At 36.6% G+C, this 26,617-nt stretch carries 35 protein-coding genes; 27 read left to right on the forward strand and 8 right to left on the reverse strand.

Annotated elements, in window-relative coordinates; translation table 11 throughout:
- Window positions 1-7 precede the first annotated feature (7 nt).
- Window positions 8-337, reverse strand: a complete 330-nt coding sequence (locus tag AB9K26_RS04975) for a MerR family transcriptional regulator (RefSeq protein WP_369971436.1) — start codon at window positions 335-337, stop codon at window positions 8-10.
- Window positions 337-1,308, reverse strand: coding sequence for a M23 family metallopeptidase (locus AB9K26_RS04980; protein WP_369971437.1), 972 nt, complete (start codon window positions 1,306-1,308; stop codon window positions 337-339). Before AB9K26_RS04980 ends, AB9K26_RS04975 begins: the two co-directional genes overlap by 1 nt.
- A 154-nt stretch (window positions 1,309-1,462) precedes the next feature.
- On the opposite strand from AB9K26_RS04980, the gene alaS reads away from it, so the two are divergent.
- Window positions 1,463-4,075 (forward strand): alanine--tRNA ligase, encoded by a 2,613-nt coding sequence (alaS, locus tag AB9K26_RS04985; protein WP_369971438.1) that lies wholly within the window; start codon window positions 1,463-1,465, stop codon window positions 4,073-4,075.
- A 25-nt stretch (window positions 4,076-4,100) separates the two neighbouring features.
- The gene (murC, locus tag AB9K26_RS04990; protein WP_369971439.1) at window positions 4,101-5,456 is read left to right on the forward strand and encodes a UDP-N-acetylmuramate--L-alanine ligase; all 1,356 of its coding nucleotides are present in this window, start codon (window positions 4,101-4,103) and stop codon (window positions 5,454-5,456) included.
- Window positions 5,457-5,510: 54 nt separating this feature from the next.
- On the opposite strand, the gene AB9K26_RS04995 is transcribed toward murC, so the two are convergent.
- From AB9K26_RS04995 to AB9K26_RS05005, 3 genes are read right to left on the reverse strand one after another with little or no spacing between them, the layout of a single operon-like run.
- Window positions 5,511-6,401, reverse strand: a complete 891-nt coding sequence (locus tag AB9K26_RS04995) for a dienelactone hydrolase family protein (protein ID WP_369971440.1) — start codon at window positions 6,399-6,401, stop codon at window positions 5,511-5,513.
- 39 nt (window positions 6,402-6,440) lie between these two features.
- Entirely contained in the window at window positions 6,441-7,034 is a 594-nt protein-coding gene (locus tag AB9K26_RS05000) for an FMN-binding negative transcriptional regulator (RefSeq protein ID WP_369971441.1), read from the reverse strand.
- Entirely contained in the window at window positions 7,031-7,480 is a 450-nt protein-coding gene (locus tag AB9K26_RS05005; RefSeq protein WP_369971442.1) for a DUF1569 domain-containing protein, read from the reverse strand. The genes AB9K26_RS05000 and AB9K26_RS05005 overlap by 4 nt, the downstream gene beginning before the upstream one ends.
- A gap of 70 nt (window positions 7,481-7,550) precedes the next feature.
- On the opposite strand from AB9K26_RS05005, the gene radC reads away from it, so the two are divergent.
- The 4 genes from radC to AB9K26_RS05025 all read left to right on the forward strand — a co-directional run bounded on the left by radC (window position 7,551) and on the right by AB9K26_RS05025 (window position 11,105).
- Window positions 7,551-8,249: a DNA repair protein RadC gene (gene radC / locus AB9K26_RS05010; protein WP_369971443.1), complete on the forward strand. Its 699-nt coding sequence runs from the start codon at window positions 7,551-7,553 to the stop codon at window positions 8,247-8,249.
- A 71-nt stretch (window positions 8,250-8,320) separates the two neighbouring features.
- On the forward strand, window positions 8,321-9,622 hold the full coding sequence (locus AB9K26_RS05015) for a polysaccharide deacetylase family protein (protein WP_369971444.1): 1,302 nt from the start codon (window positions 8,321-8,323) through the stop codon (window positions 9,620-9,622).
- A complete protein-coding gene (locus AB9K26_RS05020; RefSeq protein ID WP_369971445.1) occupies window positions 9,612-10,301 on the forward strand; it encodes a YjjG family noncanonical pyrimidine nucleotidase in 690 nt (229 codons plus the stop codon). Before AB9K26_RS05015 ends, AB9K26_RS05020 begins: the two co-directional genes overlap by 11 nt.
- A 30-nt stretch (window positions 10,302-10,331) precedes the next feature.
- On the forward strand, window positions 10,332-11,105 hold the full coding sequence (locus AB9K26_RS05025) for a hypothetical protein (RefSeq protein ID WP_369971446.1): 774 nt from the start codon (window positions 10,332-10,334) through the stop codon (window positions 11,103-11,105).
- On the opposite strand, the gene AB9K26_RS05030 is transcribed toward AB9K26_RS05025, so the two are convergent.
- Window positions 11,102-12,382, reverse strand: coding sequence for a replication-associated recombination protein A (locus tag AB9K26_RS05030; RefSeq protein WP_369971447.1), 1,281 nt, complete (start codon window positions 12,380-12,382; stop codon window positions 11,102-11,104). The genes AB9K26_RS05025 and AB9K26_RS05030 overlap by 4 nt on opposite strands.
- Before the next feature lie 88 nt (window positions 12,383-12,470).
- Between AB9K26_RS05030 and AB9K26_RS05035 the strand changes: the two genes are divergently transcribed.
- Window positions 12,471-13,214, forward strand: coding sequence for a rhomboid family intramembrane serine protease (locus AB9K26_RS05035; protein WP_369971448.1), 744 nt, complete (start codon window positions 12,471-12,473; stop codon window positions 13,212-13,214).
- On the opposite strand, the gene rlmB is transcribed toward AB9K26_RS05035, so the two are convergent.
- Both rlmB and AB9K26_RS05045 read right to left on the reverse strand, forming a co-directional pair.
- Window positions 13,211-13,945, reverse strand: coding sequence for a 23S rRNA (guanosine(2251)-2'-O)-methyltransferase RlmB (rlmB, locus tag AB9K26_RS05040; RefSeq protein ID WP_369971449.1), 735 nt, complete (start codon window positions 13,943-13,945; stop codon window positions 13,211-13,213). The two genes, AB9K26_RS05035 and rlmB, sit on opposite strands and share 4 nt — an antisense overlap.
- A gap of 61 nt (window positions 13,946-14,006) precedes the next feature.
- Window positions 14,007-15,638: a POTRA domain-containing protein gene (locus tag AB9K26_RS05045; RefSeq protein WP_369971450.1), complete on the reverse strand. Its 1,632-nt coding sequence runs from the start codon at window positions 15,636-15,638 to the stop codon at window positions 14,007-14,009.
- A gap of 226 nt (window positions 15,639-15,864) precedes the next feature.
- Here AB9K26_RS05045 and rpsL point away from each other — a divergent pair, with 226 nt between their 5' ends.
- From rpsL to rplF, 20 genes are all read left to right on the forward strand, one after another.
- Entirely contained in the window at window positions 15,865-16,239 is a 375-nt protein-coding gene (gene rpsL / locus AB9K26_RS05050) for a 30S ribosomal protein S12 (RefSeq protein WP_010181934.1), read from the forward strand.
- Between the two features lie 23 nt (window positions 16,240-16,262).
- A complete protein-coding gene (gene rpsG / locus AB9K26_RS05055; protein WP_369971451.1) occupies window positions 16,263-16,739 on the forward strand; it encodes a 30S ribosomal protein S7 in 477 nt (158 codons plus the stop codon).
- 8 nt (window positions 16,740-16,747) lie between these two features.
- Window positions 16,748-18,874 carry an elongation factor G gene (fusA, locus tag AB9K26_RS05060; protein WP_369971452.1) on the forward strand — a complete coding sequence of 709 codons (2,127 nt, stop codon included), beginning with the start codon at window positions 16,748-16,750 and terminating at the stop codon, window positions 18,872-18,874.
- Window positions 18,875-18,886: 12 nt separating this feature from the next.
- Window positions 18,887-19,192, forward strand: coding sequence for a 30S ribosomal protein S10 (gene rpsJ, locus AB9K26_RS05065; RefSeq protein ID WP_007650482.1), 306 nt, complete (start codon window positions 18,887-18,889; stop codon window positions 19,190-19,192).
- Window positions 19,193-19,336: 144 nt separating this feature from the next.
- Window positions 19,337-19,954: a 50S ribosomal protein L3 gene (rplC, locus tag AB9K26_RS05070; protein ID WP_369971453.1), complete on the forward strand. Its 618-nt coding sequence runs from the start codon at window positions 19,337-19,339 to the stop codon at window positions 19,952-19,954.
- On the forward strand, window positions 19,954-20,583 hold the full coding sequence (gene rplD / locus AB9K26_RS05075; RefSeq protein ID WP_369971454.1) for a 50S ribosomal protein L4: 630 nt from the start codon (window positions 19,954-19,956) through the stop codon (window positions 20,581-20,583). Before rplC ends, rplD begins: the two co-directional genes overlap by 1 nt.
- A 6-nt stretch (window positions 20,584-20,589) precedes the next feature.
- Window positions 20,590-20,880 (forward strand): 50S ribosomal protein L23, encoded by a 291-nt coding sequence (rplW, locus tag AB9K26_RS05080; RefSeq protein WP_369971455.1) that lies wholly within the window; start codon window positions 20,590-20,592, stop codon window positions 20,878-20,880.
- 10 nt (window positions 20,881-20,890) lie between these two features.
- Window positions 20,891-21,718 (forward strand): 50S ribosomal protein L2, encoded by an 828-nt coding sequence (rplB, locus tag AB9K26_RS05085; RefSeq protein ID WP_369971456.1) that lies wholly within the window; start codon window positions 20,891-20,893, stop codon window positions 21,716-21,718.
- A 12-nt stretch (window positions 21,719-21,730) separates the two neighbouring features.
- Complete coding sequence (gene rpsS / locus AB9K26_RS05090) at window positions 21,731-22,009, forward strand: 30S ribosomal protein S19 (RefSeq protein ID WP_369971457.1); 279 nt, start codon at window positions 21,731-21,733, stop codon at window positions 22,007-22,009.
- Between the two features lie 6 nt (window positions 22,010-22,015).
- Window positions 22,016-22,423, forward strand: a complete 408-nt coding sequence (rplV, locus tag AB9K26_RS05095; RefSeq protein WP_369971458.1) for a 50S ribosomal protein L22 — start codon at window positions 22,016-22,018, stop codon at window positions 22,421-22,423.
- 8 nt (window positions 22,424-22,431) lie between these two features.
- On the forward strand, window positions 22,432-23,148 hold the full coding sequence (rpsC, locus tag AB9K26_RS05100) for a 30S ribosomal protein S3 (protein WP_369971459.1): 717 nt from the start codon (window positions 22,432-22,434) through the stop codon (window positions 23,146-23,148).
- An 18-nt stretch (window positions 23,149-23,166) separates the two neighbouring features.
- Window positions 23,167-23,592, forward strand: a complete 426-nt coding sequence (gene rplP / locus AB9K26_RS05105) for a 50S ribosomal protein L16 (RefSeq protein ID WP_369971460.1) — start codon at window positions 23,167-23,169, stop codon at window positions 23,590-23,592.
- Window positions 23,593-23,598: 6 nt separating this feature from the next.
- Window positions 23,599-23,790, forward strand: a complete 192-nt coding sequence (gene rpmC, locus AB9K26_RS05110) for a 50S ribosomal protein L29 (protein ID WP_369971461.1) — start codon at window positions 23,599-23,601, stop codon at window positions 23,788-23,790.
- A gap of 18 nt (window positions 23,791-23,808) precedes the next feature.
- Complete coding sequence (rpsQ, locus tag AB9K26_RS05115) at window positions 23,809-24,066, forward strand: 30S ribosomal protein S17 (protein ID WP_369971462.1); 258 nt, start codon at window positions 23,809-23,811, stop codon at window positions 24,064-24,066.
- Window positions 24,067-24,068: 2 nt separating this feature from the next.
- Window positions 24,069-24,437, forward strand: coding sequence for a 50S ribosomal protein L14 (rplN, locus tag AB9K26_RS05120; protein ID WP_369971463.1), 369 nt, complete (start codon window positions 24,069-24,071; stop codon window positions 24,435-24,437).
- A gap of 11 nt (window positions 24,438-24,448) precedes the next feature.
- A complete protein-coding gene (rplX, locus tag AB9K26_RS05125) occupies window positions 24,449-24,760 on the forward strand; it encodes a 50S ribosomal protein L24 (protein ID WP_369971464.1) in 312 nt (103 codons plus the stop codon).
- A 2-nt stretch (window positions 24,761-24,762) separates the two neighbouring features.
- The gene (rplE, locus tag AB9K26_RS05130; RefSeq protein WP_369971465.1) at window positions 24,763-25,314 is read left to right on the forward strand and encodes a 50S ribosomal protein L5; all 552 of its coding nucleotides are present in this window, start codon (window positions 24,763-24,765) and stop codon (window positions 25,312-25,314) included.
- Window positions 25,315-25,317: 3 nt separating this feature from the next.
- Complete coding sequence (rpsN, locus tag AB9K26_RS05135) at window positions 25,318-25,587, forward strand: 30S ribosomal protein S14 (RefSeq protein WP_167966118.1); 270 nt, start codon at window positions 25,318-25,320, stop codon at window positions 25,585-25,587.
- Between the two features lie 66 nt (window positions 25,588-25,653).
- Window positions 25,654-26,052 (forward strand): 30S ribosomal protein S8, encoded by a 399-nt coding sequence (rpsH, locus tag AB9K26_RS05140; RefSeq protein WP_369971466.1) that lies wholly within the window; start codon window positions 25,654-25,656, stop codon window positions 26,050-26,052.
- An 18-nt stretch (window positions 26,053-26,070) separates the two neighbouring features.
- A complete protein-coding gene (gene rplF, locus AB9K26_RS05145; protein WP_369971467.1) occupies window positions 26,071-26,613 on the forward strand; it encodes a 50S ribosomal protein L6 in 543 nt (180 codons plus the stop codon).
- Window positions 26,614-26,617: the final 4 nt, after the last annotated feature.

The raw sequence follows: 26,617 nt of genomic DNA on the forward strand, positions 1-26,617 counted from the left end.
GATAGTTTTAAAGTTGTGATTTGATTTTGATAAGTTGTGCTTTTATACCTTCTAACTTACTGATAATCTCGAAGTTATTCAAACTTTTTTTACGGTCTTCCTTTAAATGTGTTTTGGCACCTTCAAGTGTGAAGCCTCGTTCTTTTACCAAATGGTAAATAAATTGAAGATTTTTAACATCTTCAGGTGTAAACTTTCGATTGCCTTTAGCATTTTTTTTGGGCTTAATGGCATCGAATTCTTTTTCCCAAAACCGAATCAGAGAAGTATTCACACCAAAGGCTTTAGCGACTTCACCAATACTGTAATATCTTTTTTCAGGTAAATCTAAATGCATTAGTCTAAAGATTGATTTTCTAAGGATGCCTTTTCCAGTAAACGAGCATATTCGTCTGCTGTTAAGTTTCCGTAGTAAAAATTGATAGGATTAATACGTTCACCATCCTTAAAAACCTCATAATGTAAATGAGGCGCTTCAGAACGACCAGTGCTACCTACATAACCTATTAAGTCACCACGTTTAACACGTTGGTTTGAACGTACGTTGTATTTGTAAAGATGCGCATATAATGAGATATAACCGTAGCCATGATCTATTCTGATATGCTTTCCGTATCCTGAAGCATTGTTATCGGCTCGTGTGACAATACCATCACCTGTTGCGTAAACTGGAGTCCCACGAGGTGCTGTGAAATCCATTCCAAAATGGAATTTTCGAACTTTCGTGAACGGGTCGGTTCTGTAACCATAACCAGAAGCCATGTGTTTCAAATCTTCATTTTTCACAGGTTGAATAGCAGGTATCGCAGAAAGGAATTTCTCTTTGTCTTCGGCTAAAACAGCTATTTCGTCTAAGGACTTGGATTGTACCACAATGGCTTTTTGAAGTTTGTCTAACTTCTTATTGGTTTCAATGATGAGTTTTGAATTGTCATAGCCTTCATATTTTTGATAACGGTTTACACCTCCAAATCCAGCTCTACGTTGTTCAATAGGAATAGGATTGGCTTCAAAATACAAACGGTAAATGGCGTTATCGCGCTCTTCAACACTTTCGAGAGCAGCAAAGGCATTATCGAGTCGTTTATTCAATAACTTATATTGTAATTCCAAATTGGTTAGCTCGCGCTTAAGTTCTCGTTCTTTAGGAGATTCAATATATTGACTGGCAATAAAAACGAAGAGAAAACCAAATAGGGCTGAGGCTAGTAAAAATAGGAAAGCAAACTTAATTGTAGTTCTCTTTTTACGCTCTATTTTTCGATAGGAAAGCGTTTCAGAATCGTAATAATATTTTACTTTAGCCATAATCTAAAAAGTTCTATTTTTGCAAGAATAATAGAACGAAACACAAATATATAAATTGTTTCACACATTGAAGCTCTCATTAACTTTAGTTTTAGACCTGAAGATAATATAACGTACTTCAATGGGTTTAGATACAAGGAATTAAAAACACAATATGAAGTCTCAAGACATTCGCAAAACCTTTCTGGATTTCTTCGAAAAAAAGCAGCACCAAATAGTGCCTTCAGCTCCTATGGTCACGAAAAATGATCCAACACTCATGTTTGTCAATTCTGGTATGGCGCCATTTAAGGAATATTTTCTAGGAAATGCAGAGCCTAAACACAATCGTATTGCCGATACTCAAAAATGTTTACGTGTTTCAGGTAAACATAACGACTTGGAAGAAGTAGGTTATGATACCTATCACCACACATTATTTGAAATGTTGGGTAATTGGAGTTTTGGCGATTATTTCAAAAAAGAAGCGATTGCTTGGGCTTGGGAGTTATTGACGGAAGTTTACAAAATAGATAAAAATATTTTATATGTAACAGTCTTTGAAGGTAGTGAAGATGATAACCTTCCTATGGATAAGGAAGCGTATGATTTCTGGAAAGCTTTTGTTCCTGAAGATCGTATCCTAATGGGAAACAAAAAGGATAACTTCTGGGAAATGGGAGATCAAGGGCCTTGCGGACCTTGTAGTGAAATCCATGTCGATATTCGTTCCGAAGAAGAGAAAGCTAAAGTCGATGGAAAATCCTTAGTCAACATGGACCATCCGCAAGTAGTGGAAATCTGGAACTTGGTTTTTATGCAATACAACAGAAAAGCCAACGGTAGCCTTGAAAACCTTCCAGCCAAGCATATCGATACAGGTATGGGGTTTGAACGTCTTTGTATGGTGTTGCAAAATGTGCAATCTAATTACGATACAGATGTGTTCACACCGTTGATTCGCGAGATTGAAACCATTTCTGATACAAAGTATGGAACAAATGATAAAATAGATGTAGCCATAAGAGTGATTGTAGATCATGTGAGAGCTGTGGCGTTTTCTATTGCTGATGGTCAGTTACCAAGTAATACAGGTGCAGGTTATGTTATCAGACGAATTTTGAGACGTGCCATTCGTTACGGATTTACCTTTTTAGATCAGAAATCACCTTTCATCTATAAGCTAACGGAAACCTTAAGCAGTCAAATGGGTAAGGCGTTTCCTGGTTTGAAAGAACAGGAAATCCTGGTCCAAAATGTGATAAAGGAAGAAGAACATTCGTTTTTGAGAACCTTAGAACAAGGGTTATTGCTTTTAGATAAAGTAATAGAAATGGAAACCTCAAAAACCATTAATGGCGCTAAGGCCTTTGAATTGTACGACACCTACGGTTTTCCATTAGACCTTACGCAACTTATTGCTAGGGAAAATGGTTACAGTGTTGACACAAAAGGTTTTGAAGTTGAAATGCAAAAGCAGAAAGAACGTTCTCGAGCAGCTTCAGCCTCTGAAACTTCAGATTGGGTCATTGTTAAAGAAGATGATACACAAGAATTCATTGGTTATGACACACTTGAAGCAGATGTCAAGTTAACGCGCTACCGCAAAATAGAATCCAAAAAAGATGGTGAGCAATATCAATTGGTATTCAATATGACACCATTTTATCCTGAAGGCGGTGGACAAGTTGGAGATAAAGGTTCTATTGAAGCACCTAATGGTGATGTGATTTATATTACTGATACTAAAAAAGAGAATAATGTCATTATTCATTTTGCGAAGCATTTGCCGAAGCATTTGAATGAAACTTTTAAGGCTATTGTCAATACCGAATTTAGAAAACTATCACAATGTAATCATACCGCAACCCATTTATTGCATCAAGCCTTGCGCAAAATTCTGGGAACACATGTCGAGCAAAAAGGTTCTTTGGTGAAACCTAAATATCTCAGATTTGATTTTTCTCATTTTTCTAAAGTCGACTCAGATCAATTGCAAGAGATCGAAGATTTTGTCAATGCTAGAATACGTGAAAATTTACCATTGGAAGAACAACGCAATATACCAATGCAAAAGGCATTAGATGAAGGAGCTATTGCACTCTTTGGTGAAAAATATGGCGATAGTGTTAGAGCCGTACGATTTGGTAAATCCATCGAATTGTGTGGTGGTACGCATGTTCAAAACACTGGTGATATCTGGCATTTTAAAATCCAATCGGAAAGTGCTGTGGCTGCTGGAGTAAGACGAATTGAAGCCATTACCAATGTTGCTGTAACGAATTATTTTGAGAGTATAGACAAGCAATTTGAAGCCATAAAGCAATTACTTAAAAGTCCGAATGAACCTGTCAAGTCTGTTCAAAGTTTACAAGAGGAAAATACAGCACTCAAAAAGCAAATCGAATCATTGCTTAAGGATAAAGCGCAAAACTTAAAAGGCGATTTAAAAAATGAAATTACCGAAGTGAATGGTGTTCAGTTTTTAGCCAAGAAAATTGATTTAGATGCAGCTGGGATGAAAGATTTATGTTTTGAATTAGGAAGTCAATACGATAATTTATTTGTACTGTTCGGAGCTGAAAATGACGGAAAAGCCTTATTGTCATGCTATATTTCTAAAGAATTGGTCACTAGTAAAAATTTGAACGCTGGAACCATTGTTCGTGAACTTGGTAAGCATATCCAAGGAGGTGGTGGCGGACAACCATTCTTTGCGACAGCTGGAGGTAAAAATCCACAAGGTATAGACGAGGCTTTATCTGTTGTGAGAACATATATTGAATAAAGGGAACCCTTTCAAATCATTTATGATGAATGTACATTTTATTGCCATAGGAGGTGCTGCCATGCATAACCTTGCTATCGCATTACATAATAAAGGTTATCAGGTTACAGGAAGTGATGATACCATTTTTGATCCTTCTAAATCACGATTGGAAGCCAAAGGTCTCTTACCTGAATCTTTTGGATGGTTTCCTGAAAAGATAACAGCTCAATTAGACGCCATCGTTTTAGGGATGCATGCCAAAGCAGATAATCCTGAACTGTTGAAAGCCCAAGAACTAGGTCTTAAAATTTACAGTTATCCAGAATTTCTATACGAACAATCCAAAGATAAAACACGTGTGGTTATTGGTGGTAGCCATGGAAAGACAACAATTACCTCCATGATTTTGCATGTGATGCACTATCACGATCGCGATGTCGATTATATGGTTGGTGCCCAATTGGAAGGGTTTGATGTCATGGTAAAGTTAACAGAAGACAATGATTTTATGGTTTTGGAAGGTGATGAGTATTTGAGTTCACCCATAGATAGACGACCAAAATTTCATTTGTATCAGCCTAATATAGCTCTTTTGAGTGGTATTGCTTGGGATCATATCAATGTGTTTCCAACCTATGAAAACTACGTAGAGCAGTTTTCCATTTTTGTCGATAGTATTGTTGATGGAGGAAGTATTAATTACAATGAAGAAGATCCTGAAGTGAAGCGTGTAGTTGAAGCCAGCCAAAATCCGATTCGAAAGTTAGCTTATCGAACACCTGAATATCGTGTTGAAAACGGACAAACCTTATTAATGACTTCAGAAGGCGAGTTGCCAATTGAAATCTTCGGAAAGCACAACCTTAATAATTTGGCTGGTGCTAAATGGATTTGCCAGCACATGGGAATTGACGAAGACGATTTTTATGAAGCCATTGCGACCTTTAAAGGTGCAAGCAAACGTATGGAAAAGATTGCTGAATCCAGTTCTAGTGTTGCTTTTAAGGATTTTGCCCATTCACCAAGTAAGGTTCAGGCTACCACCAAGGCTGTTAAAGAACAGTATAGCGATAAAACCCTAATTGCTTGTTTAGAATTGCATACCTATAGTAGTTTGAATGCTAAATTTCTTAAAGAATACAAAGGTGCATTGGATGCTGCAGATCAAGCTGTTGTTTTTTATTCACCTCATGCTGTGGAAATCAAAAAGTTGGATGAAGTCACCACAGATCAAATTGCTGAAGCTTTTCAGCGTGAGGACCTGATCATTTATACCAATCCAGAGGATTTTAAAAATTTCTTATTTCAAAAAGACTTTCAAAACACAGCCTTGCTTTTGATGAGCTCTGGAAATTATGGAGGTTTGGATTTTGATGAGGTTCAAACCCAGTTTTCTTAATTTATTATTGATTTAAAATTGATTTTTTGTAGATGTCATTGGGTTTACAAAATCCTATTCCTTTAAATGCTTATTAAAAAAAGCAATGGTGCGTTCCCAAGATAATTCCGCAGCTTCCTTATCGTAACGTGGTGTCGTATTGTTGTGAAATCCATGATTAACACCTGGATACATGTAAGCTTGGTATTCAATATTGTTTTCCTGTAAGGCTTTTTCGTAAGCTGGCCAGCCTGCATTAACTCTTGTATCCAATTCAGCATATTGAAGTAAAAGAGGTGATTTTATCTTTTTGGCGTCATCGTCCTCTGGCTGTCTACCATAATAAGGTACTGCAGCTCCCAAATCAGGTATACGTACAGCCATCATATTAGACATGTAGCCACCAAAGCAAAAACCAACAACACCGACTTTACCATTACAATCTTCATGGTTTTTAAGATAATGATAGGCTGCAATAAAGTCTTCTAGCATTTCATTTCTATCACGCTTTTTTTGCATGGTTCGACCATCATCGTCATTTCCAGGGTAACCGCCTAATGGAGAAAGTGCATCTGGAGCCAATGAGATAAAATTGGCTTTTGCAGTACGTCTGCCAACATCTTCTACATAAGGGTTAAGCCCTCTATTTTCGTGAATGACTACAACACCTGGTAATTTACCTTTCATGTTTTTAGGCATGGATAGTAGGCCTTTTGTAGTTCCGCCGCCTTTAGGAGATGGATATTCAATGAATTTGGAATCTAAGTTGGGATCATCTGGGTCTACTAAAAGTGTATCAACATAATTGGGTGATATAAAACTTAAAAGTGACGATACCGTAATACCTCCAACAGCATAGAGTGACAGTTTTTCAACAAATTGTCTGCGATTGAGTTTGTTGTGTGCGTAGTCGTCGTACAAGTCAAATACTTCTTGTTGGATGTCTTCTTTTTTAAGTTGTTTCATAATTCTGATATATTAGCTAACAACTAAAGTTACTGATTTTCAGAATACCTTATCCAAAAATTGTTTGATACTGTCCTGATTGGTCTTTATCAAATGTGCTCTGGCAGCCTTAGTGTCTTTCGGGTTTTTGTCTTGGGATAACTTGAATTTACCTTCCCATTCAACAATGTCAATCTCAAACATTTTGATGTAATCTAAATTACGTTCCATTCTTGGATTGTCGGGTTCTAAAATGTAGTTATGTTCTGGTGCTTCCAAAAATTCAGTCATGGTAATCAATGATTGTTTTAAAGCTGACTTGCTTTCGATGGCTTTGACTTTTCCTTTTAAATGGACTTTAATATAGTTCCAGGTTGGGAGTTGGGTAGTCGAGTAAACACTCGGGGAAATATAACATTGTGGTCCAGAAAAAATCACGGTAACATCTCTGTTGTCTTTCAGAAATGGTGTTTGCGGATTGTAAATATCGATATGGCCAATCAATTTATCGTTTTCCAATATCAAAGGCAAATGGGTTATGAATGGTTGATTGTTCCCTACAGAAATAAGTGTAGCCAACGGATAGGTTTTGATGACCTCAATAAGATGCTCTTTGTTTGAGTCCTGATGGTGTTTTGGTGGATAATTGCTCAAACTCCAAATTGTTTTAGATGATGATCCAAGTGTTTATACTGCATCTTTCCCCATTGTTCAGAAGTAAATTCTCCAAACATTGGGTGAGGAGGCCATTCGGTTTTGTGCTTTTCAGAATGGAATGCCTTGATCTTGTGTTCTAGAATTTCTTTCTCTTTCGAAAATTCCTTTTCTGATGTTACAATAAATTCTTTGGATGTTGGTAAACCTGGCTTCCATGGTTTGTCATTGTAAAGAGACGATTTGAACATTGAAAACAATGTTCGCTTAAATAAATTCGGACGTTCAAGCCTCAATTCTTGCAAGGCTACCTGAAGAGGGAATTGACAATGCGCCAACATTTGGGATACATTCATCTTTCCCCACTCTGCCGTGGAATTTTTATCGACTTGATTTAAACGATTGAGAATCTCATCATAAGCATCTTCAGAGAATAAAGATTTCATAGATATAGTATTTTTTCTATATATTAACTTATTTTTACTGTTGCAGAAAGTTACGACATTAAATATTACCATGACAGAAAAATCAAAGTCCTTTTCAATTAAACATTGGTCTCAAAATGACCAACCAAGGGAAAAACTTCGTGATAAAGGGAAAGCCATTCTCAGTGATGCTGAACTTCTCGCTATCTTATTGGGTTCTGGAAACAGAGATGAAAGTGCAGTTGCTTTAAGTCAGCGTATTTTGGGGAGTGTTGATCATAATCTGAAGGAATTAGGTAAGCGTTCCTTAAAACAGTTGATGCAATTCAAAGGGATTGGAGAAGCTAAGGCAATTACTATTGCTGCTGCCATGGAACTAGGAAGGCGAAGACAAAGTGAAGAATCTATTGAACTTCAAGCGATTCAATCCAGTCGCTCGGTTTATGATTTGATGCAGCCTATTTTAGGTGAATTGCCTCATGAGGAATTTTGGATTTTATATTTGAACAACTCCAACAAAGTATTGCTTAAACAGCAATTAAGTAAAGGAGGTATCACTGGTACGTTGGTCGATGTACGATTGGTTTTGAAAACAGCACTTGAAGTTGGAGCAGTAGCATTAATATTGACTCACAACCATCCTTCTGGAAATTTAAAGCCTAGCCAATCAGACAAGGCTTTGACCCAAAAACTAAAACAAGCCACAGAAAGCTTGGACATAAAAATCCTTGATCACTTGATAATCACTGAAAACGCATACCTAAGTTTTGCCGATGAATCGCTCTTGTAAAAAATCCGATGCTTTACTAAGGTTTGCATTTAGAATTTGGTACTTTTAGACATTAGAATTTAAATCAGAAAATGCTTCTTGTCTATACGCATAAAATTACGCCAAGGGTTCGCTATGCCTTTAAGCATGTGTGTACAAGAATTTTGGGTATTCCTGTTGACTTCACAACAGTAATAGAAGATTTTATAGCGCATGATAGCCTAAAAATGTCATACACTAAACAACCTCTAAGTAATGAGGTTTTTATACGAAGTCATGACTTGCTATTTGAACAAGGACTGTCTGATTTAGATATCAATGTTCAGGATTGGGACAATACAAAAGGCTTCTTTCCAACTGGAGAGAAAAGTGCCTTACCATTTGATATTTTTGCTGCTTCTTTTTATTTGTTAAGTCGGTATGAAGAATATTTGCCACATGTCAAGGATGATTACGGACGTTTTTTGGCTTCGGAAAGCTTGGCGTTTAAAAATGATTTCCTTGAACAACCTGTTGTAGATATTTGGGCATACAAACTGAAGGCAATCTTAGTAACCAAGTTTGAAGAATTTGAGTTTCCGAAGCAATCTTTTTCAATTCAACCTGTAATTGATGTGCCAATGGCCTATTATTACAGAAATAAAGGCTTGATTAGAACAATAGGAGGTATTTCCAATGATTTGTTCAGACTAAGACTCAGAAAATTGTACCAAAGGATTTTAGTGTTGTTTGGGTTTAAGCGTGATCCATACGATACCTTTAAATGGATCATAACGAAACAAAAAAGTTCCAGATTTAAGTTTTTAGTGTTTTTCTTGATTGGTGATTATTCTACTTATGATAAAAACATCAGTGTCAATAAAAAAGAGTTTGTGTCGTTAATCAAATCTGTTGCAGATTATTCACATGTTGGTTTAAAGGCGTCTTATTTTTCGCTTGAGGATATTTCAATCTTGAACAAGGAGAAGAAAAAAATGGAGGCTATTGTGAATTATGACCTAAAGGCCTCAAGACACTCTTTCTCTAAACTCAACCTACCTAATTCATATAGAAACTTAATCGAGTTGGAAATACATCAGGATTTTACCATGGGTTATATTAATCAACTCGGATTTAGAGCTGGAACTTGTACACCATTCCTGTTTTATGATTTAGATTACGAAATCCAAACACCATTGCAAATCCATTCGTTTCATTGTTTGGATGCCGCATTGCTAAAACACCATTCCCAATTGGACAAAAAGGAAGCCTTGCAACGCTTAATTCAAACTGTTAAGCAAGTGAACGGCACATTTACACCTGTGTTTCACAATTACAGTTTTAGTAATTTGGGTCCTTGGATTGGTTTCAGAAAATTATTTACCATAATTTTAGATTCTGCCGATGAAGATTAATAATATCAAACATGTGTTTTTTGATTTGGATCATACCCTTTGGGACTTTGATAAAAATTCAGAATTGACATTTCAGAAATTGTTCGAGTTGCACGATTTAAAGGTTGATAAAGATGCGTTTCTATCGGTTTATGAACCCATCAATCTTAACTATTGGAAACTCTATCGCGAAGAAAAAATCGATAAGGCCAACTTGCGTTACAAACGTTTGAAAGACACATTTGATAGCATAGCCTTTGAAGTCTCAGATGATACAATCAACCAACTTTCCGAAGATTATATCAAATACTTGACAACCTTTAACCATTTATTTGAAGGCACTTTTGATATATTGAAACATTTAAAACCCAAATATCAATTGCACATCATAACCAATGGTTTTGAAGAAGCACAAAATAGAAAGATGATCAATGCTAATATTTCAGGTTTTTTTGAAACAGTGACGAATTCTGAAATGGCTGGTGTTAAAAAACCAAACCCTATCATCTTTAATCATGCTTTGGAAGTCGCTAAGGCAATACCAGAAGAAAGTGTTATGATAGGTGATAATATCGAAGCCGATATTCAAGGTGCTATCGACGTTGGTTTTGAAGCCATTTTGTTTAATTATCATAATATTAATGTCGAACCACATATCAAACAAGTGAAGCATTTGATGGATTTAAAGCTGTATCTTTAAAGACCGAATGCATTCCTAATTAATATCAATATGAAATCCTTATTCCTGAAATCAATTCTCTTTTTCTTGGTGGTCAATTTATTGCCAGCACAAGATGAATCACAAAACCTAGAAGCAATAAACAATTACAAGTATGTCATCGTACCTTTGAAATATGATTTTCTCAAGGAAGATGATCAGTATCAGTTGAATTCCTTAACCAAATTTTTATTCAACAAGTATGGCTATATGGCTTTTCTTGATAATGAACCGTTTCCAGAAGACCTTAATCAAAATAGGTGTTTGGCATTGAAATCAGAGGTGGTTAAAGCTAAAGGAGGGTTTTTAGACAATAGAGTTCAGATAAACTTGGTCGATTGCAAAGGCAATTTAGTCACCACTTCAAAAGTTGGTATCTCACGAGAAAAAAGATATGAAATAGGATTCAATTTAGCTTTGAGAGATGCCTTTGAAACGTTTCAGTTCTATAATTATAAATACATTCCTAGTGAAGATCAAATGGAAATGAAATCAGCTGTCACAATTTCAAAGATGCCTTCTAAAAAAAGTGTCGATGTACAAGATACTACCAATGAAGTAAAACTGCCAAGTGACGGACTTCTATATGCGCAAGCAACGGAAACTGGGTATCAAGTGGTTGATAGCTCACCAAAAGTTGTGATGATGTTGTTAAGCACTCCTAAGGAAAACCTCTTTATGGTTAAAGATCAAAACGCGGTCGTTTTCAAGTCTGATGGCATGTGGTATTTGTCAGAAAACAAAGACGGTTCTGTAGTTACAAAACCAATAGAGATAAAATTTTAATAGTTGTATTTGTCTTTCCAGCGTTGTTTTAAATAGTCTCGTTGTGCATTTTCCCTAGCGTTGTTTCCTGGTTCATAAAGCGTCGTGTTTTTTATATCATCTGGAAGAAACTCATGGCTCACAAAATTACCTTCGTATTTGTGTGCATACTTGTAATTATCGCCATAACCTAGTTCCTTCATCAGCTTTGTTGGTGCATTTCTCAATGAAAGCGGAACAGGTAAGTCACCAGTTTCCTTAACCAATTGTTGTGCTTTACCAATAGCTTCATAAGCAGCATTGCTTTTTGGTGAGGATGCTAAATAAGTAGCACATTGACTCAAAATGATTCTGGATTCTGGGTTTCCGATTACAGAAACCGCTTGAAAGGTATTGTTGGCAATAACCAAGGCTGTCGGATTGGCATTTCCAATGTCTTCACTAGCCAAGATAAGTAAACGCCTAGCAATAAACTTCACGTCTTCGCCGCCTTCAATCATTCTCGCTAGCCAATAGACTGCAGCATTGGGATCGCTACCTCTAATCGACTTGATAAAAGCCGAAATGATATCGTAATGTTGCTCACCAGTTTTATCATAACGAACCGTATTGTTTTGAACTTTCTGAAACACCATATCATTGGTTATGACTATTGTTTCATCAACATTAAATGAGGTAATAATCAATTCAAAAATGTTAAGAAGTTTTCTGGCGTCACCTCCAGAAATTCTCAGTAAAGCTTCTGTTTCCTTTAGTTCGATTTGACGTTTCGATAATTCCGTATCTTGAGTGATGGCACGTTTTAAAAGTGCTTCCAAATCCTTTTTTTCAAAAGCATTTAAAGTATAAACCTGACATCTTGAAAGTAAGGCTGGAATGACTTCAAAACTCGGGTTTTCGGTTGTGGCTCCAATTAAGGTAACCCAACCTTTTTCAACCGCTTGAAGCAAGGAATCTTGTTGCGATTTACTAAACCTATGGATTTCATCAATGAATAGTATGGGGTTTTTAGTCGTAAACAAACCACCACTTTGTTTGGCTTTGTCTATGACCTCACGAACATCCTTAACACCTGAGTTTATGGCACTCAAAGTATAAAAAGGTCTATCAGAAGCCTTAGCTATAATGTTTGCCAATGTTGTTTTTCCAGTTCCTGGTGGTCCCCAAAAAATCATGGATGCGATGGCGCCATGTTCCAATTGTTGTGTCAGCACACCTGTTTTGCCAACTAAATGAGTCTGACTCAAATAGTCCTCTAAGGTTTGCGGTCGAAGTCGTTCTGCTAAGGGTTCGTTCATGTTGTAAAATTAAAAAAACGATGTGACAATATTTCATACATTTAACAATTGGAGAGTATTTTGTAGGTGAATGACCAAAATCCAGCTTATGAGTAATCAGCAACATTTCAAATATTCAACAGGTGTCATCGCTTATCCTGTCTTTTTTATCATGCTGATTTGGATTGTATTTTGGTTACAAGTACGATTTTTTCCTTGGATTAAAAAACTTGGAGTATATCCACTTGAGCCTGAAGGACTATTAGGCATATTTACCAGTCCGTTGGTTCATTCAGATATTCAGCATTTATACCATAACTCAATTCCGTTATTTATCCTTTCGGTTGCCTTATTTTATTTCTACCGAAAAATAGCATGGAAAGTTCTCTTGTATGGTATTTTGTTGTCTGGATTGATAACCTGGTTCATAGGAAGGCCATCCAATCATATTGGAGCCAGTGGCTTGGTGTATGTGCTCGTGAGCTTTGTTTTCTTTAAAGGTGTTTTTGCTAAACATTATCGCTTAGTAGCCTTGTCGCTTATGGTTGTTTTTCTCTATGGAAGTATGATTTGGTATGTGTTTCCAGTGAAAGAAGGCATGTCATGGGAAGGACATTTAGGCGGATTGATATCTGGTTTTGTGTTTGCACTGATCTTTCGGAAATCTGTTGCAAAACCGGAACGCTATGTATGGCAAGAACCCGATTACAATGAAGAGGATGATCCGTTCTTAAGGCATTTTGATGAAAACGGGAATTTTATCGAAAACCCAGAACCTGTAGAAGAGGATATAGAAACTTCAGAAGAAAATCAGGTGCAAATCAAGTACACCTTCAAAGGTAATAAGGACTAAAGACGTTGGCGAACCGCTTCGTACAAAAACGCACCACAAGCAACAGAAACATTAAGAGAAGCAATCTCACCTAAAATTGGCAGTTTGGCTTTTTGGTCGACCACTTTTAAAACAGATGGATTGATACCTTTTCCTTCAGATCCCATGATTATAGCGCAAGGTTCTGTAAAAGAAATATCATAAACTTGGTCCTCAGCTTTTTCAGTAGCAGCAATAACCTTGATGCCAGAAGCTTGCATGTAAAAAACAGCATCCTTAACATGGTCTACTTTGCAAATAGGAATTTTAAAAATGGCTCCAGCACTAGTTTTAACGGTGTCACCATTCACAGGCGCACCACCTTTTTTCTGGATGATAATTCCCGAAACACCAGTACATTCAGCAGTTCTGATAATAGCTCCAAAGTTTCGGACATCACTTAATTGGTCCAAGATGAGAAAAAGAGGTGTTTTACCAGATTCAACAACCTCCATGACCAAATTTTCCAAGTCATGAAAGGCGATAGGAGCAATTTGAGCCACAGCACCTTGATGATTTTTCTTGGTGAGTCGATTGAGTTTTTCTACAGGCACATAAGAAGTGTTTAAACCTTCACTTCTGACTAAATTCTCTAACTCAGAAAATAAGTCACCTCGAAGTCCTTTTTGCAAAAAAACCTTGTCGATATTTTCTCCTGAGTGTATGGCTTCAATAATGGCTCTAATGCCAAATATGGTTGTCTCTTTTTCCATGCGGTAAAGGTAGAAAAACGATTTCAATCAAATGCTTATTCGTTAATAGAAATTGTAGGAGTTAGAAAGTAGCTATAAGACTGATATGAACTTTTGAGTCTGATAATTTGAAACTCTGGTTTTCACTCTTGCCACTAGAATAGTTGAAACGGAATAATCCAGCCTTGCTCAAAAAGCCAAACCCAAACCCAAAGCCAAATAGTTTTCCTTTTTGCTCACTCACTTCATTTTCAAAATACGCAGCATCAATTACCGAATGAACATAGAAATTACGATTCAGACGATAACGGTATTCTGTATTTAAAACACCAAATAGATTGGCAAATAAACTGTTTTCCTCAAAACCTCTTATAGAATTAATACCACCAAAACGCGGCAATTCATTTTCTAGATAGGAATCAGAATCAATAAGCTGGCTATTCATTCGTAAATAAATACTATTTCTATCGTTGAGGTTGAAAATCTTAAACGTATTGATCGCAAACTTTACCTGGTCTTCATCTGCATCATCAAAGTTTCTGCTTCCAAATCCACCAGTGATATCAAAGAGGAAATTTATAGGGAACAAAAAATCATAGTTCTGTCTCTTCGTGTATATGTAGTTAGCGAAATAGTAATTAGATTTAAAATCATCAATAGATGAGATTTCAGTATCTAATAAATTCGATGAACTCACAGAGCTAAGTCCTAGGCCTACCGAATGATTGGCATTTATTAAATAGTTCAATTTTGCCGATTGCCTTGCGGTTACAAATGAGGAATCTTTTCGGAAAATATTGAGGTTGGCTTCCACTCCTAAGGGTGTCCCAAACAGATAAGGCATAATGACATTGCCATCAAAGGTTTGTTGGTCATTTTCATCACTTTTGTAAAGCAATTCCAATGTTTCACCATAATTGAGATTATTTGTTAGTTTGAGATTCAGGTATCCATCAAACTCAATTTTATTGGTGTCCTCATTGGTGCCAAAACCTAGAAATCCATCAAAAGTATTGCTCTTGGTTTTTTCTATATACATATATAATATGGTAGAGTCTTTCGTGAAAAGCACTTCAGGTTCTTTAATTTGATTTGCAAAACGGAGACTGGTTAGCTGCTCAGTTTTTGTTTTGATTTTTGATAGATTGAACTCTTGTCCAGGACTGATTCTTAAATACCGTTTGATGAATGATTTTGGAAACTTTTCATAACCCTTAATGATAATCTTGTCAATATGTCTCAATTCCTGATCTGATATGTCCAGTTCAGCAGACAAAGAATTGTCTTTGTGTTTTTGAATGTTTACCAATTGTAGTTTTGAAAAGGGATTACCTCTATTGGCAATTTCAGCATTAATGAGTTTGAGGCTAGACTCTAATTTTGAAATTGGTAATGTGATGGTGTTGTTTTCATTATTAAGACCAAGAAAGCGTAATATAGTAGCTTCAATTAATCCCTTGTGATCTATACTGATGTATTGATAACGCGTCTTTAAATGAAAGTTGGCATTGAACAGGCTATCGTTTATTTTTTCAAGGGATTTGAGATCACTGTCAATAAAACCTATGGAAAGCAATCTGCTTTTAAGGGAATCAACCTCTTTTTGTAAGGCGCTAAAATCTTTAAATGAATTCTTGTAATTTAAAGAATCAATAATTTCGGTTTCTTGATCTGAAGAACCTAAAGCCTTTAGCTTTAAATTTTGCCCTTCCATATTAAGGCAGAATAAAAGTAAATAAATAGGTATGTAAAGCCGAAAGCTATGAAACATGCAGTAAAATATTTTTCAAAACTAACGCAAATTAGTCACTAAAAATATGCTGGTATGAAATTAATTTGGCAAAGTTTTTAAAATTAATAGCTTGGCGTTTGAAAAATTCATATTTATTTCTACCTTTGCAGCCCTCAAAGTGAGGGATTAGTAAAATTTATAGAAATATATGCCAACAATTTCACAATTAGTACGAAAAGGAAGAGCCAAAATAACTAAGAAGAGTAAATCGGCTGCTTTAGATTCGTGTCCACAAAGACGTGGTGTATGTACTCGTGTTTATACAACGACACCTAAAAAACCAAACTCAGCAATGCGTAAGGTAGCTAGGGTTCGTTTAACAAACGGAAAAGAGGTTAACGCATACATTGGTGGTGAAGGACACAATTTACAAGAGCACTCGATAGTATTAGTTAGAGGTGGAAGGGTAAAAGATTTGCCAGGAGTTAGATATCACATCGTTCGTGGTGCCTTAGACACAGCAGGTGTTGCAGGTAGAACACAACGTAGATCTAAGTATGGTGCAAAACGCCCTAAGAAGTAATTTAAAAACTTTAAGAAGAAGACATGAGAAAAAGACAAGCGAAAAAAAGACCGCTTTTACCAGATCCACGTTTTAACGATCAGTTAGTGACTCGTTTCGTTAACATGATGATGTGGGATGGGAAAAAGTCTGTGGCGTTTAAAGTATTCTACGATGCTATTGATATTGTAGAGTCAAAAAAGACCGATGACGAAAAAACAGCTTTAGAGCTTTGGAAAGATGCCTTATCAAATGTGATGCCTCACGTAGAAGTACGTAGCCGTCGTGTTGGTGGTGCTACATTCCAAATCCCAATGCAAATTCGTCCAGATCGTAAAGTGTCAACTGCAATGAAGTGGTTGATTGGTTACGCAAGAAAAAGAAATGAAAAATCTATGCCTCAAAAGTTAGCTGCAGAAATTTTAGCTGCTGCTAAAGAAGAAGGTGCGGCTGTTAAGAAAAGAGTAGATACTCATAAAATGGCAGAAGCAAACAAGGCATTCTCTCACTTTAGATTTTAATTAGCGACATGGGAAGAGATTTAAATTATACAAGAAATATAGGTATTGCGGCTCATATTGACGCAGGGAAAACAACAACAACAGAACGTATTCTTTACTATACAGGTGTGTCTCACAAGATTGGTGAGGTGCATGATGGTGCGGCTACTATGGACTGGATGGAGCAAGAGCAGGAAAGAGGTATTACCATTACATCTGCAGCGACAACATGTACATGGAAGTTTCCATTGGAAAATGCTGAACCAACTCCTGATACTAAAGATTACCATTTTAACATTATCGATACTCCAGGTCACGTTGACTTTACCGTTGAGGTAAACCGTTCTTTACGTGTACTTGACGGATTGGTATTTTTGTTTAGTGCTGTTGATGGTGTTGAGCCACAATCAGAAACAAACTGGAGACTTGCCGATAACTATAAAGTGCCAAGAATTGGTTTCGTTAACAAAATGGACCGTCAAGGGTCTAACTTCTTAGCGGTTTGTCAGCAAGTTAAAGATATGTTGAAATCAAATGCAGTGCCAATCGTATTGAACATTGGTGATGAAGCAGATTTCAAAGGTATTATCGACTTGGTAAAGAACAGAGCTATTGTATGGCATGACGAAACTCAAGGTGCTACATTTGATGTTATCGATATTCCTGAAGAATTAAAAGCAGAGGCGCGTAAGTACCGTGCACTTTTAATCGAGGAAGTTGCAACTTACGATGAGAACCTTTTAGAGAAGTTCATGGAAGATGAAGATTCTATTACAGAAGAGGAAGTGCATGCTGCGCTTAGAGCTGCTGTTATGGATATGGCTATCATTCCAATGATCTGTGGTTCTGCTTTTAAAAACAAAGGTGTTCAATTCTTGTTAGATGCGGTTTGTCGTTACTTACCGTCTCCACTTGATAGAGATAACATTAAAGGAACAGATCCTGAAACAGGTGAAACGATTTCACGTAAGCCAGATGTAAAAGAGCCATTTTCGGCTTTAGCATTTAAAATTGCTACAGATCCATTCGTTGGACGTTTAGCATTCTTTAGAGCGTATTCTGGTCGTTTAGATGCAGGTTCTTATATCTTGAATAACCGTTCAGGTAAAAAAGAGCGTATCTCACGTATTTACCAAATGCACTCCAACAAACAAAATGCTATCGAATATATCGAAGCTGGTGATATTGGAGCTGCTGTAGGATTTAAAGATATTAAGACTGGTGATACCATGTCTGATGAAAAACATCCTATCGTTTTAGAATCTATGGAATTCCCTGATCCAGTAATCGGTATCGCTGTGGAGCCTAAGACTAAAGCTGATGTTGATAAATTAGGTATGGCTTTAGCTAAGTTAGCTGAAGAAGATCCAACATTTACAGCTAGAACTGACGAAGCTTCAGGACAGACTATTATTTCTGGAATGGGTGAGCTTCACTTAGATATTATCGTTGACCGTTTGAAACGTGAGTTCAAGGTTGAAGTAAACCAAGGTCAGCCACAAGTAGAGTACAAAGAAGCGATTACACAACGTGCAGAACACAGAGAAGTTTACAAAAAGCAATCTGGTGGACGTGGTAAATTTGCTGATATCGTATTTACTTTGGAGCCAGCTGAAGAAGGTAAGCAAGGTCTGGAATTCGTTTCTGAAATCAAAGGTGGTAACGTTCCTAAGGAATTTGTTCCTTCAGTTGAGAAAGGATTTAAAATGGCAATGGTTAACGGTCCATTAGCAGGTTATGAAGTAGACGCTATGAAAGTGACATTGACAGATGGATCTTACCACGATGTGGATTCTGATCAGCTGTCTTTCGAATTGGCTGCTAAGTTAGGATTTAAAAATGCTGCAAAAGCTGCAAAAGCAGTTATAATGGAACCTATCATGAAACTTGAGGTAATTACTCCAGAAGAAAACATGGGTGACATTGTAGGTGACTTGAACCGTCGTAGAGGACAAGTTAGTGAAATGGGAGACAGAGCTGGTGCTAAAACCGTTAAGGCGACTGTTCCATTATCTGAAATGTTTGGATATGTAACTACATTGAGAACATTGTCTTCAGGACGTGCGACATCCACTATGGAATTTTCACATTACGCTGAAACTCCACAGAATATTTCAGAAGAAGTAATTAAAGCAGCTAAAGGCGTTGAAGCTTAAATCTAGAAGAAAATGAGTCAGAAAATTAGAATAAAATTAAAGTCTTACGATCACAACTTAGTAGATAAGTCTGCTGATAAGATTGTAAAAACAGTAAAAAGTACAGGTGCTGTTGTAACGGGTCCAATTCCTTTACCAACACACAAGAAGATTTTCACTGTATTGCGTTCACCTCACGTGAACAAGAAGTCAAGAGAGCAGTTCCAATTAAGCTCTTACAAGAGATTGTTGGATATCTACTCATCGTCTTCTAAAACTATCGATGCTTTAATGAAGCTTGAATTACCAAGTGGTGTTGAAGTAGAGATCAAGGTGTAACACATCTTATCGCTAGTAAGACAAAGCGAATTACATGTCCGGAGCTGCGTGCGAAGGAAAAACGGTAAAAATACAATTCAAGGTCGAAGCGTATTTTCGACCTTGAATTTTAATAAATAGAAATAAATTTAATAATTAATAATTATGTCTGGGTTAATAGGAAAAAAAATCGGTATGACCAGCATTTTCGATGAAAATGGAAAGAACATTCCATGTACAGTAATCGAAGCTGGACCATGTATCGTTACCCAAGTCAGAACCGAAGAGGTAGACGGGTACAATGCCCTTCAACTAGGTTTCGATGACAAGACAGAAAAAAGTGCTACTAAAGCTGAAATTGGCCATGCCAAGAAAGCAGGTACTTCTGTTAAGAGAAAAGTCGCGGAATTTAGAGGATTTGAAGGAGATTACAAATTAGGAGATGCTATAACAGTTGAGCACTTTATTGAAGGTGAATATGTTGATATAGCTGGAACTTCTAAAGGTAAAGGTTTCCAAGGTGTGGTTAAACGTCACGGTTTTGGAGGAGTTGGTCAAGCAACGCATGGTCAGCACAACCGTTTAAGAGCGCCAGGATCTATTGGTGCAGCTTCATATCCAGCTAGAGTATTCAAAGGAATGCGTATGGCAGGACGTATGGGAGGCGAAAGAGTGAATGTTGAAAATTTAAGAGTGTACAAAGTAGTTCCTGAAAAGAACCTACTTGTTGTTAAAGGATGTGTTCCTGGACACAAAAACTCTTATGTAATTATTCAGAAGTAATGAAAGTAGCAGTTTTAGATATCAACGGAAAAGACACAGGTAGAAAGGCAGACCTTTCTAAGGATGTGTTTGGAATTGAGCCTAACAACCACGCTGTATACTTAGATGTTAAGCAGTATTTAGCAAATCAACGTCAAGGTACACACAAATCAAAGGAAAGAGGTGAAATTGCTGGAAGTACACGTAAGATTAAAAAACAAAAAGGTACTGGTACTGCAAGAGCGGGAAGTATCAAGTCTGGTGTATTTAAAGGTGGTGGACGCATGTTTGGTCCAAGACCTAGAAACTATGGTTTCAAATTGAACAAAAACTTGAAGCGTTTAGCTAGAAAGTCTGCGTTGTCAATGAAGGCAAATGATAAAGATATCGTTGTTTTGGAAGACTTCAATTTTGATGCACCAAAGACGAAAAACTTTACAGCAGTATTGAAGGCATTAGACATACAAGACAAAAAATCATTGTTTGTGTTGGGAGCTTCAAATAATAATGTATATTTGTCTTCTCGAAATTTTAAAGGGTCTGAAGTCATAACTAATTCAGAATTAAGCACTTATAAAATTTTGAACGCAAAAAAACTAGTTCTTTTAGAGAGTTCTCTAGAAGGAATTGAATCGAACTTAAGTAAATAGAAAGTCATGAGTATCTTAATTAAACCGATAATCACTGAAAAGGCAACAAGACAAAGCGAGTTGTTAAATGCGTATGCATTTGAGGTGAACACAAAGGCGAACAAGGTTGAAATCAAAAAGGCTGTTGAAGCAGCTTATGGCGTTTCTGTTGAAAAAGTTCGTACTATAAATGTCCGTCCAGATAGAAGAACCCGTTATACAAAAACAGGTATTCAACATGGTAAAACAAATGCTGTTAAAAAGGCAATTGTACAACTGGCGGAAGGTGAAGTAATTGATATATACAGTAACATGTAATTAGACAACAATGTCAGTAAGAAAATTAAAACCGATCACATCAGCTCAGCGTTTTAGAGTAGTTAATGGATTTGACGCCATTACTACTGATAAGCCGGAAAAGAGTTTGCTCGTTCCGAATAAAAGATCTGGTGGTAGAAACAGTCAAGGAAAGATGACCATGACCCATAGAGGTGGAGGTCACAAAAGAAAGTATCGTCTTGTCGATTTTAAACGTGACAAATCTGGAATTCCAGCTGAAGTCAAGACAATCGAGTACGATCCAAACAGAACAGCTTTTATCGCATTATTGAACTATCAAGATGGAGAGAAGCGTTACATCATTGCTCAAAATGGTTTACAGGTAGGGCAAAATGTAGTGTCTGGAAGAGAAGGAATAGCGCCAGAAATTGGTAATGCTATGCCGTTAAGTCAAATTCCATTAGGTACTATAATTTCTTGTATCGAATTACGTCCTGGTCAAGGTGCTGTAATGGCAAGAAGTGCTGGTTCTTTTGCTCAGTTAATGGCAAGAGATGGTAAGTTTGCGACAGTCAAATTGCCATCAGGAGAAACTAGAATGATACTTGCGGAGTGTATGGCAACTGTTGGAGTAGTTTCTAACTCAGATCATCAATTAACCGTTTCTGGTAAAGCAGGACGTTCAAGATGGCTAGGTAGAAGACCAAGAGTAAGACCAGTGGTTATGAACCCAGTAGATCACCCAATGGGTGGTGGTGAAGGTAAATCTTCAGGAGGTCACCCTAGATCTAAGAATGGTATTCCGGCTAAAGGTTATAGAACGCGTTCTAAATCTAAAGCGAGTAACAAATATATTGTAGAACGTAGAAAGAAATAATTGAGATAATATATGGCACGTTCATTAAAAAAAGGACCTTACATCCATTACAAATTGAATAAGAAAGTTGAAGAGAATATTGCTTCAAACAAAAAGTCAGTAATCAAAACGTGGTCTAGAGCCTCAATGATTTCACCTGATTTTGTTGGACAAACAATTGCTGTTCACAATGGTCGTCAATTTGTTCCAGTATACATTACTGAAAACATGGTAGGTCACAAACTAGGAGAATTTTCACCAACACGATCGTTTAGAGGTCACGCAGGTGCAAAAAATAAAGGAAAAAAATAGTAAGCTATGGGAAGTCGTAAAAAACAAATGGCAGAAGCTATTAAGGAAGACAGAAAGAAAGTTGCATTTGCAAAACTTAATAACTGTCCTACCTCTCCAAGAAAGATGCGTTTAGTTGCTGACTTGGTAAGAGGAAAGAATGCAGAGCAAGCACTTCAGATTTTGAAATTCAGTCAAAAGGAAGCAGCTGGTCGTTTAGAAAAATTATTGCTGTCGGCTATTGCTAACTGGCAAGCAAAAAATGAAGACGCTAGCATTGAAGATGCTGAATTATTCGTTCAAGAGATTAGAGTTGATGGTGGATCAATGTTAAAAAGATTACGTCCAGCACCTCAAGGTCGTGCACACAGAATTAGAAAAAGATCAAATCATGTTACTGTTGTGATTGGATCAAAAAATAACATACAAGCTTAAGAAGAGATATGGGACAAAAAACAAATCCAATCGGAAATCGTTTAGGAATCATCAGAGGTTGGGAATCTAACTGGTATGGTGGAAATGATTATGGCGATAAATTAGCCGAAGACGATAAGATTAGAAAATATGTTCACGCTCGTTTATCTAAAGCCAGTGTGTCTAGAGTAATCATTGAGCGTACGCTTAAACTTGTAACCGTTACTATCACTACGGCAAGACCAGGTATCATTATTGGTAAAGGTGGCCAAGAGGTAGACAAGTTAAAAGAAGAGCTTAAGAAAATTACTGGAAAAGAGGTTCAGTTAAACATCTTTGAAATTAAGAGACCTGAACTCGATGCGTATTTGGTGGCATCAAGTATTGCGCGTCAAATTGAGAATCGTATTTCTTACAGACGAGCAATCAAAATGGCTATTGCTGCTGCAATGCGAATGAATGCTGAAGGAATTAAAGTTCAAATTAGTGGTCGTTTAAACGGAGCTGAAATGGCACGTTCTGAACATTACAAAGAAGGACGTATTCCTTTATCAACTTTTAGAGCCGACATTGATTATGCTTTAGTTGAAGCACACACTACTTATGGTAGATTAGGTGTTAAAGTTTGGATCATGAAAGGTGAAGTATACGGAAAAAGAGAACTTTCTCCATTGGTTGGCTTGTCTAAGAAGCAAGGTGGCAAGTCTGGAGGACGCGGTGGGAACAAATCTCGTCGTAGAAAGTAATTTTTAAAGAGGAAAACAATGTTACAACCGAAAAGAACAAAATTTCGTAAAGTCCAAAAAGGACGAATGAAAGGAAATAGCGGTAGAGGACACCGACTTTCTAATGGAATGTTTGGTATAAAATCTTTAGACTCTGTGTTTATAACGTCTCGTCAAATTGAGGCAGCTCGTATTGCAGCTACACGTTACATGAAGAGAGAAGGAAGTTTATGGATTAAAATATTTCCAGACAAGCCGATTACTAAAAAGCCTTTAGAGGTTCGTATGGGTAAGGGTAAAGGTGCCGTTGAATACTGGGTAGCAGTAGTAAAACCAGGAAGAATTATTTTTGAAGTTGGTGGTGTGCCAATTGAAGTAGCTAAAGAGGCATTGCGTCTAGCTGCTCAAAAATTACCTTGCAAAACTAAGTTTGTAATAGCTCGTGATTACGACGAAGAAATTTAAAAAATTATGAAGCAATCAGAAATTACACAGCTATCTGTAGCTGAGTTACAAGAAAAACTTAGCGAGACCCAAAAGAGTTATGCAGACCTTAAAATGGCTCATGCAATCTCTCCGTTAGAAAATCCAATTCAATTACGTAACGTTAGACGTACCGTAGCAAGAATTGCGACTGAATTAACTAAAAGAGAATTACAATAATTGTATTCTGGCTGAAAGATGGAAAAAAGAAACTTAAGAAAAGAACGTATAGGAGTTGTTACTAGTAACAAAATGATGAAATCAATTGTGGTTTCTGAGGTTAAAAAAGTAAAACACCCTATGTATGGTAAATTCGTTTTGAAGACTAAGAAATATGTCGCTCACGACGAAGAAAACGACTGTAATATTGGAGATACTGTAAAGATCATGGAAACAAGACCTTTAAGTAAATCTAAATGTTGGAGATTAGTAGAAATAATTGAAAGAGCTAAATAATTATGGTACAACAAGAATCTAGATTAAAAGTAGCTGATAACACAGGAGCAAAAGAAGTATTAACAATACGTGTTCTTGGTGGTACAAAAAAACGATATGCTTCTATAGGAGATAAAATAGTTGTTTCTGTTAAAGACGCAACTCCTAATGGGAATATCAAAAAAGGAGCAGTATCAACAGCAGTGGTTGTTCGTACTAAAAAAGAAGTAAGACGTCCAGATGGCTCTTACATTCGTTTTGATGACAATGCTTGTGTTCTTTTAAACCCTACAGGTGAAATGAGAGGAACACGTGTATTCGGACCAGTAGCTAGAGAACTTCGTGACAAACAGTTCATGAAAATTGTATCATTAGCACCAGAAGTGCTTTAATGACTAAAAAAATGACAAAGCTTAAAATTAAATCAGGAGATACAGTTCAAGTTATTGCTGGAGATCATAAAGGATCTGAAGGTAAAGTGCTTACTGTATTTAAAGAGAAGAACAAAGCCATCGTTGAAGGTGTTAATATGATTAAGAAGCACACTAAACCTAGTGCGCAAAACCCTCAAGGAGGCATTGTAGAGAAAGAAGCGCCTATCCATGTTTCTAACTTATCGTTGTTAACCTCAAAAGGAGAAACAACTAGAGTTGGTTTTAAAATGGAAGGTGATAAAAAAGTGAGATTTTCTAAAAAATCAAATGAAGTAATATAGTTATGGCTTACATTCCAAGATTAAAAGAAGAGTATAAGAACAAAGTAGTGTCTGCTCTTACAGAAGAATTCGGATATACCAATGTGATGCAAGTACCAAAACTAGAGAAAATTGTAATCTCTAGAGGTGTAGGTGCTGCCGTAGCCGATAAAAAGTTAATTGATCACGCTGTTGAAGAATTGACAAACATATCTGGTCAGAAAGCTGTAGCAACATTATCTAAAAAGGATGTGGCATCTTTCAAATTACGTAAAGGTATGCCTATTGGTGCACGTGTAACCTTAAGAGGAGAGCGTATGTACGAATTTTTAGATCGTTTAGTGACTTCAGCATTACCTCGCGTTAGAGATTTCAATGGTATCAAAGCTACTGGTTTTGATGGTCGTGGAAATTATAACCTTGGGGTTACAGAACAAATTATTTTTCCAGAAATCAATATTGATAAGATCAATAAAATCTCTGGTATGGATATTACTTTTGTGACGTCTGCTGAAACTGACAAAGAAGCAAAATCGTTATTAACTGAATTGGGATTACCTTTTCAAAAGAACTAAGATATGGCTAAAGAATCAATGAAAGCCCGTGAGGTCAAGAGAGCAAAAACTGTTGCTAAATATGCTGAAAAACGTAAAGCTTTAAAAGAAGCTGGAGATTATGAAGCATTGCAAAAGTTACCTAAAAATGCTTCTCCTATCCGTATGCACAACAGATGTAAGCTTACAGGACGACCAAAAGGGTATATGAGAACCTTTGGAATTTCTCGTGTAATGTTCCGTGAAATGGCAAATAAAGGTTTGATTCCAGGTGTTAAAAAAGCATCTTGGTAAAAAAAGAATTATAAACTGGTTCCAGGTTCGACATAAGTTGAAAACCGTTACCGCAAATTAATACAAATGTATACAGATCCAATTGCTGATTACTTAACAAGAATCAGAAACGCAGTGAAGGCTAACCACAGAGTGGTAGAGATTCCTGCATCAAATTTAAAAAAGGAAATAACTAAGATTTTATTCGATCAAGGATATATCTTAAGTTATAAGTTTGACGACTCAACCGTTCAAGGTACGATCAAAATTGCTTTGAAGTACAACAAAGAGACTAAAGAGTCTGTCATCAAAAAAATTCAAAGAATAAGTACACCAGGTTTACGTAAGTATGCTGGCGCTAACGAAATGCCTAGAATCCTTAACGGATTGGGTATTGCTATTGTATCAACCTCTAAAGGTGTGATCACTGGAAAGCAAGCGCAAAGAGAGAACGTAGGCGGTGAATTATTGTGTTACGTTTACTAATTTAAAAGGAGAAAGAATATGTCTAGAATAGGAAATAATCCAATAGCGATTCCAGAAGGTGTTACCGTTGAAGTTAAAGACAACATGGTCACTGTTAAAGGAAAATTAGGAGAACTAACACAAGCATACGATACCATCGATATCAAAGTTGAAGATGGAAACGTTCTTGTTGAAAGATCAGAAGACTCTAAAGCTTTTAAAGCTAAGCATGGTTTGTACAGAGCCTTATTGAATAACATGATTGAAGGCGTATCTAATGGATGGACCAAACAACTTGAGCTTGTAGGTGTAGGTTACAGAGCTACAAACCAAGGTCAGAAATTAGATATGGCATTAGGTTTTTCACACAATATCGTTATGGATATTGCACCTGAAGTGAAAATTGAAACCGTTTCAGAAAAAGGGAAAAACCCAATCGTTAAATTAACATCTCACGATAAACAATTAGTTGGTCAAGTAGCTGCTAAAATCCGTAGCTTCAGAAAACCAGAGCCTTACAAAGGAAAAGGAATCAAGTTTGTTGGTGAAGAATTAAGAAGAAAAGCAGGTAAATCAGCTTAATAAA

The sequence above is a fragment of the Psychroserpens sp. XS_ASV72 genome, assembly GCF_041224425.1.
GTDB lineage: Bacteria > Bacteroidota > Bacteroidia > Flavobacteriales > Flavobacteriaceae > Psychroserpens.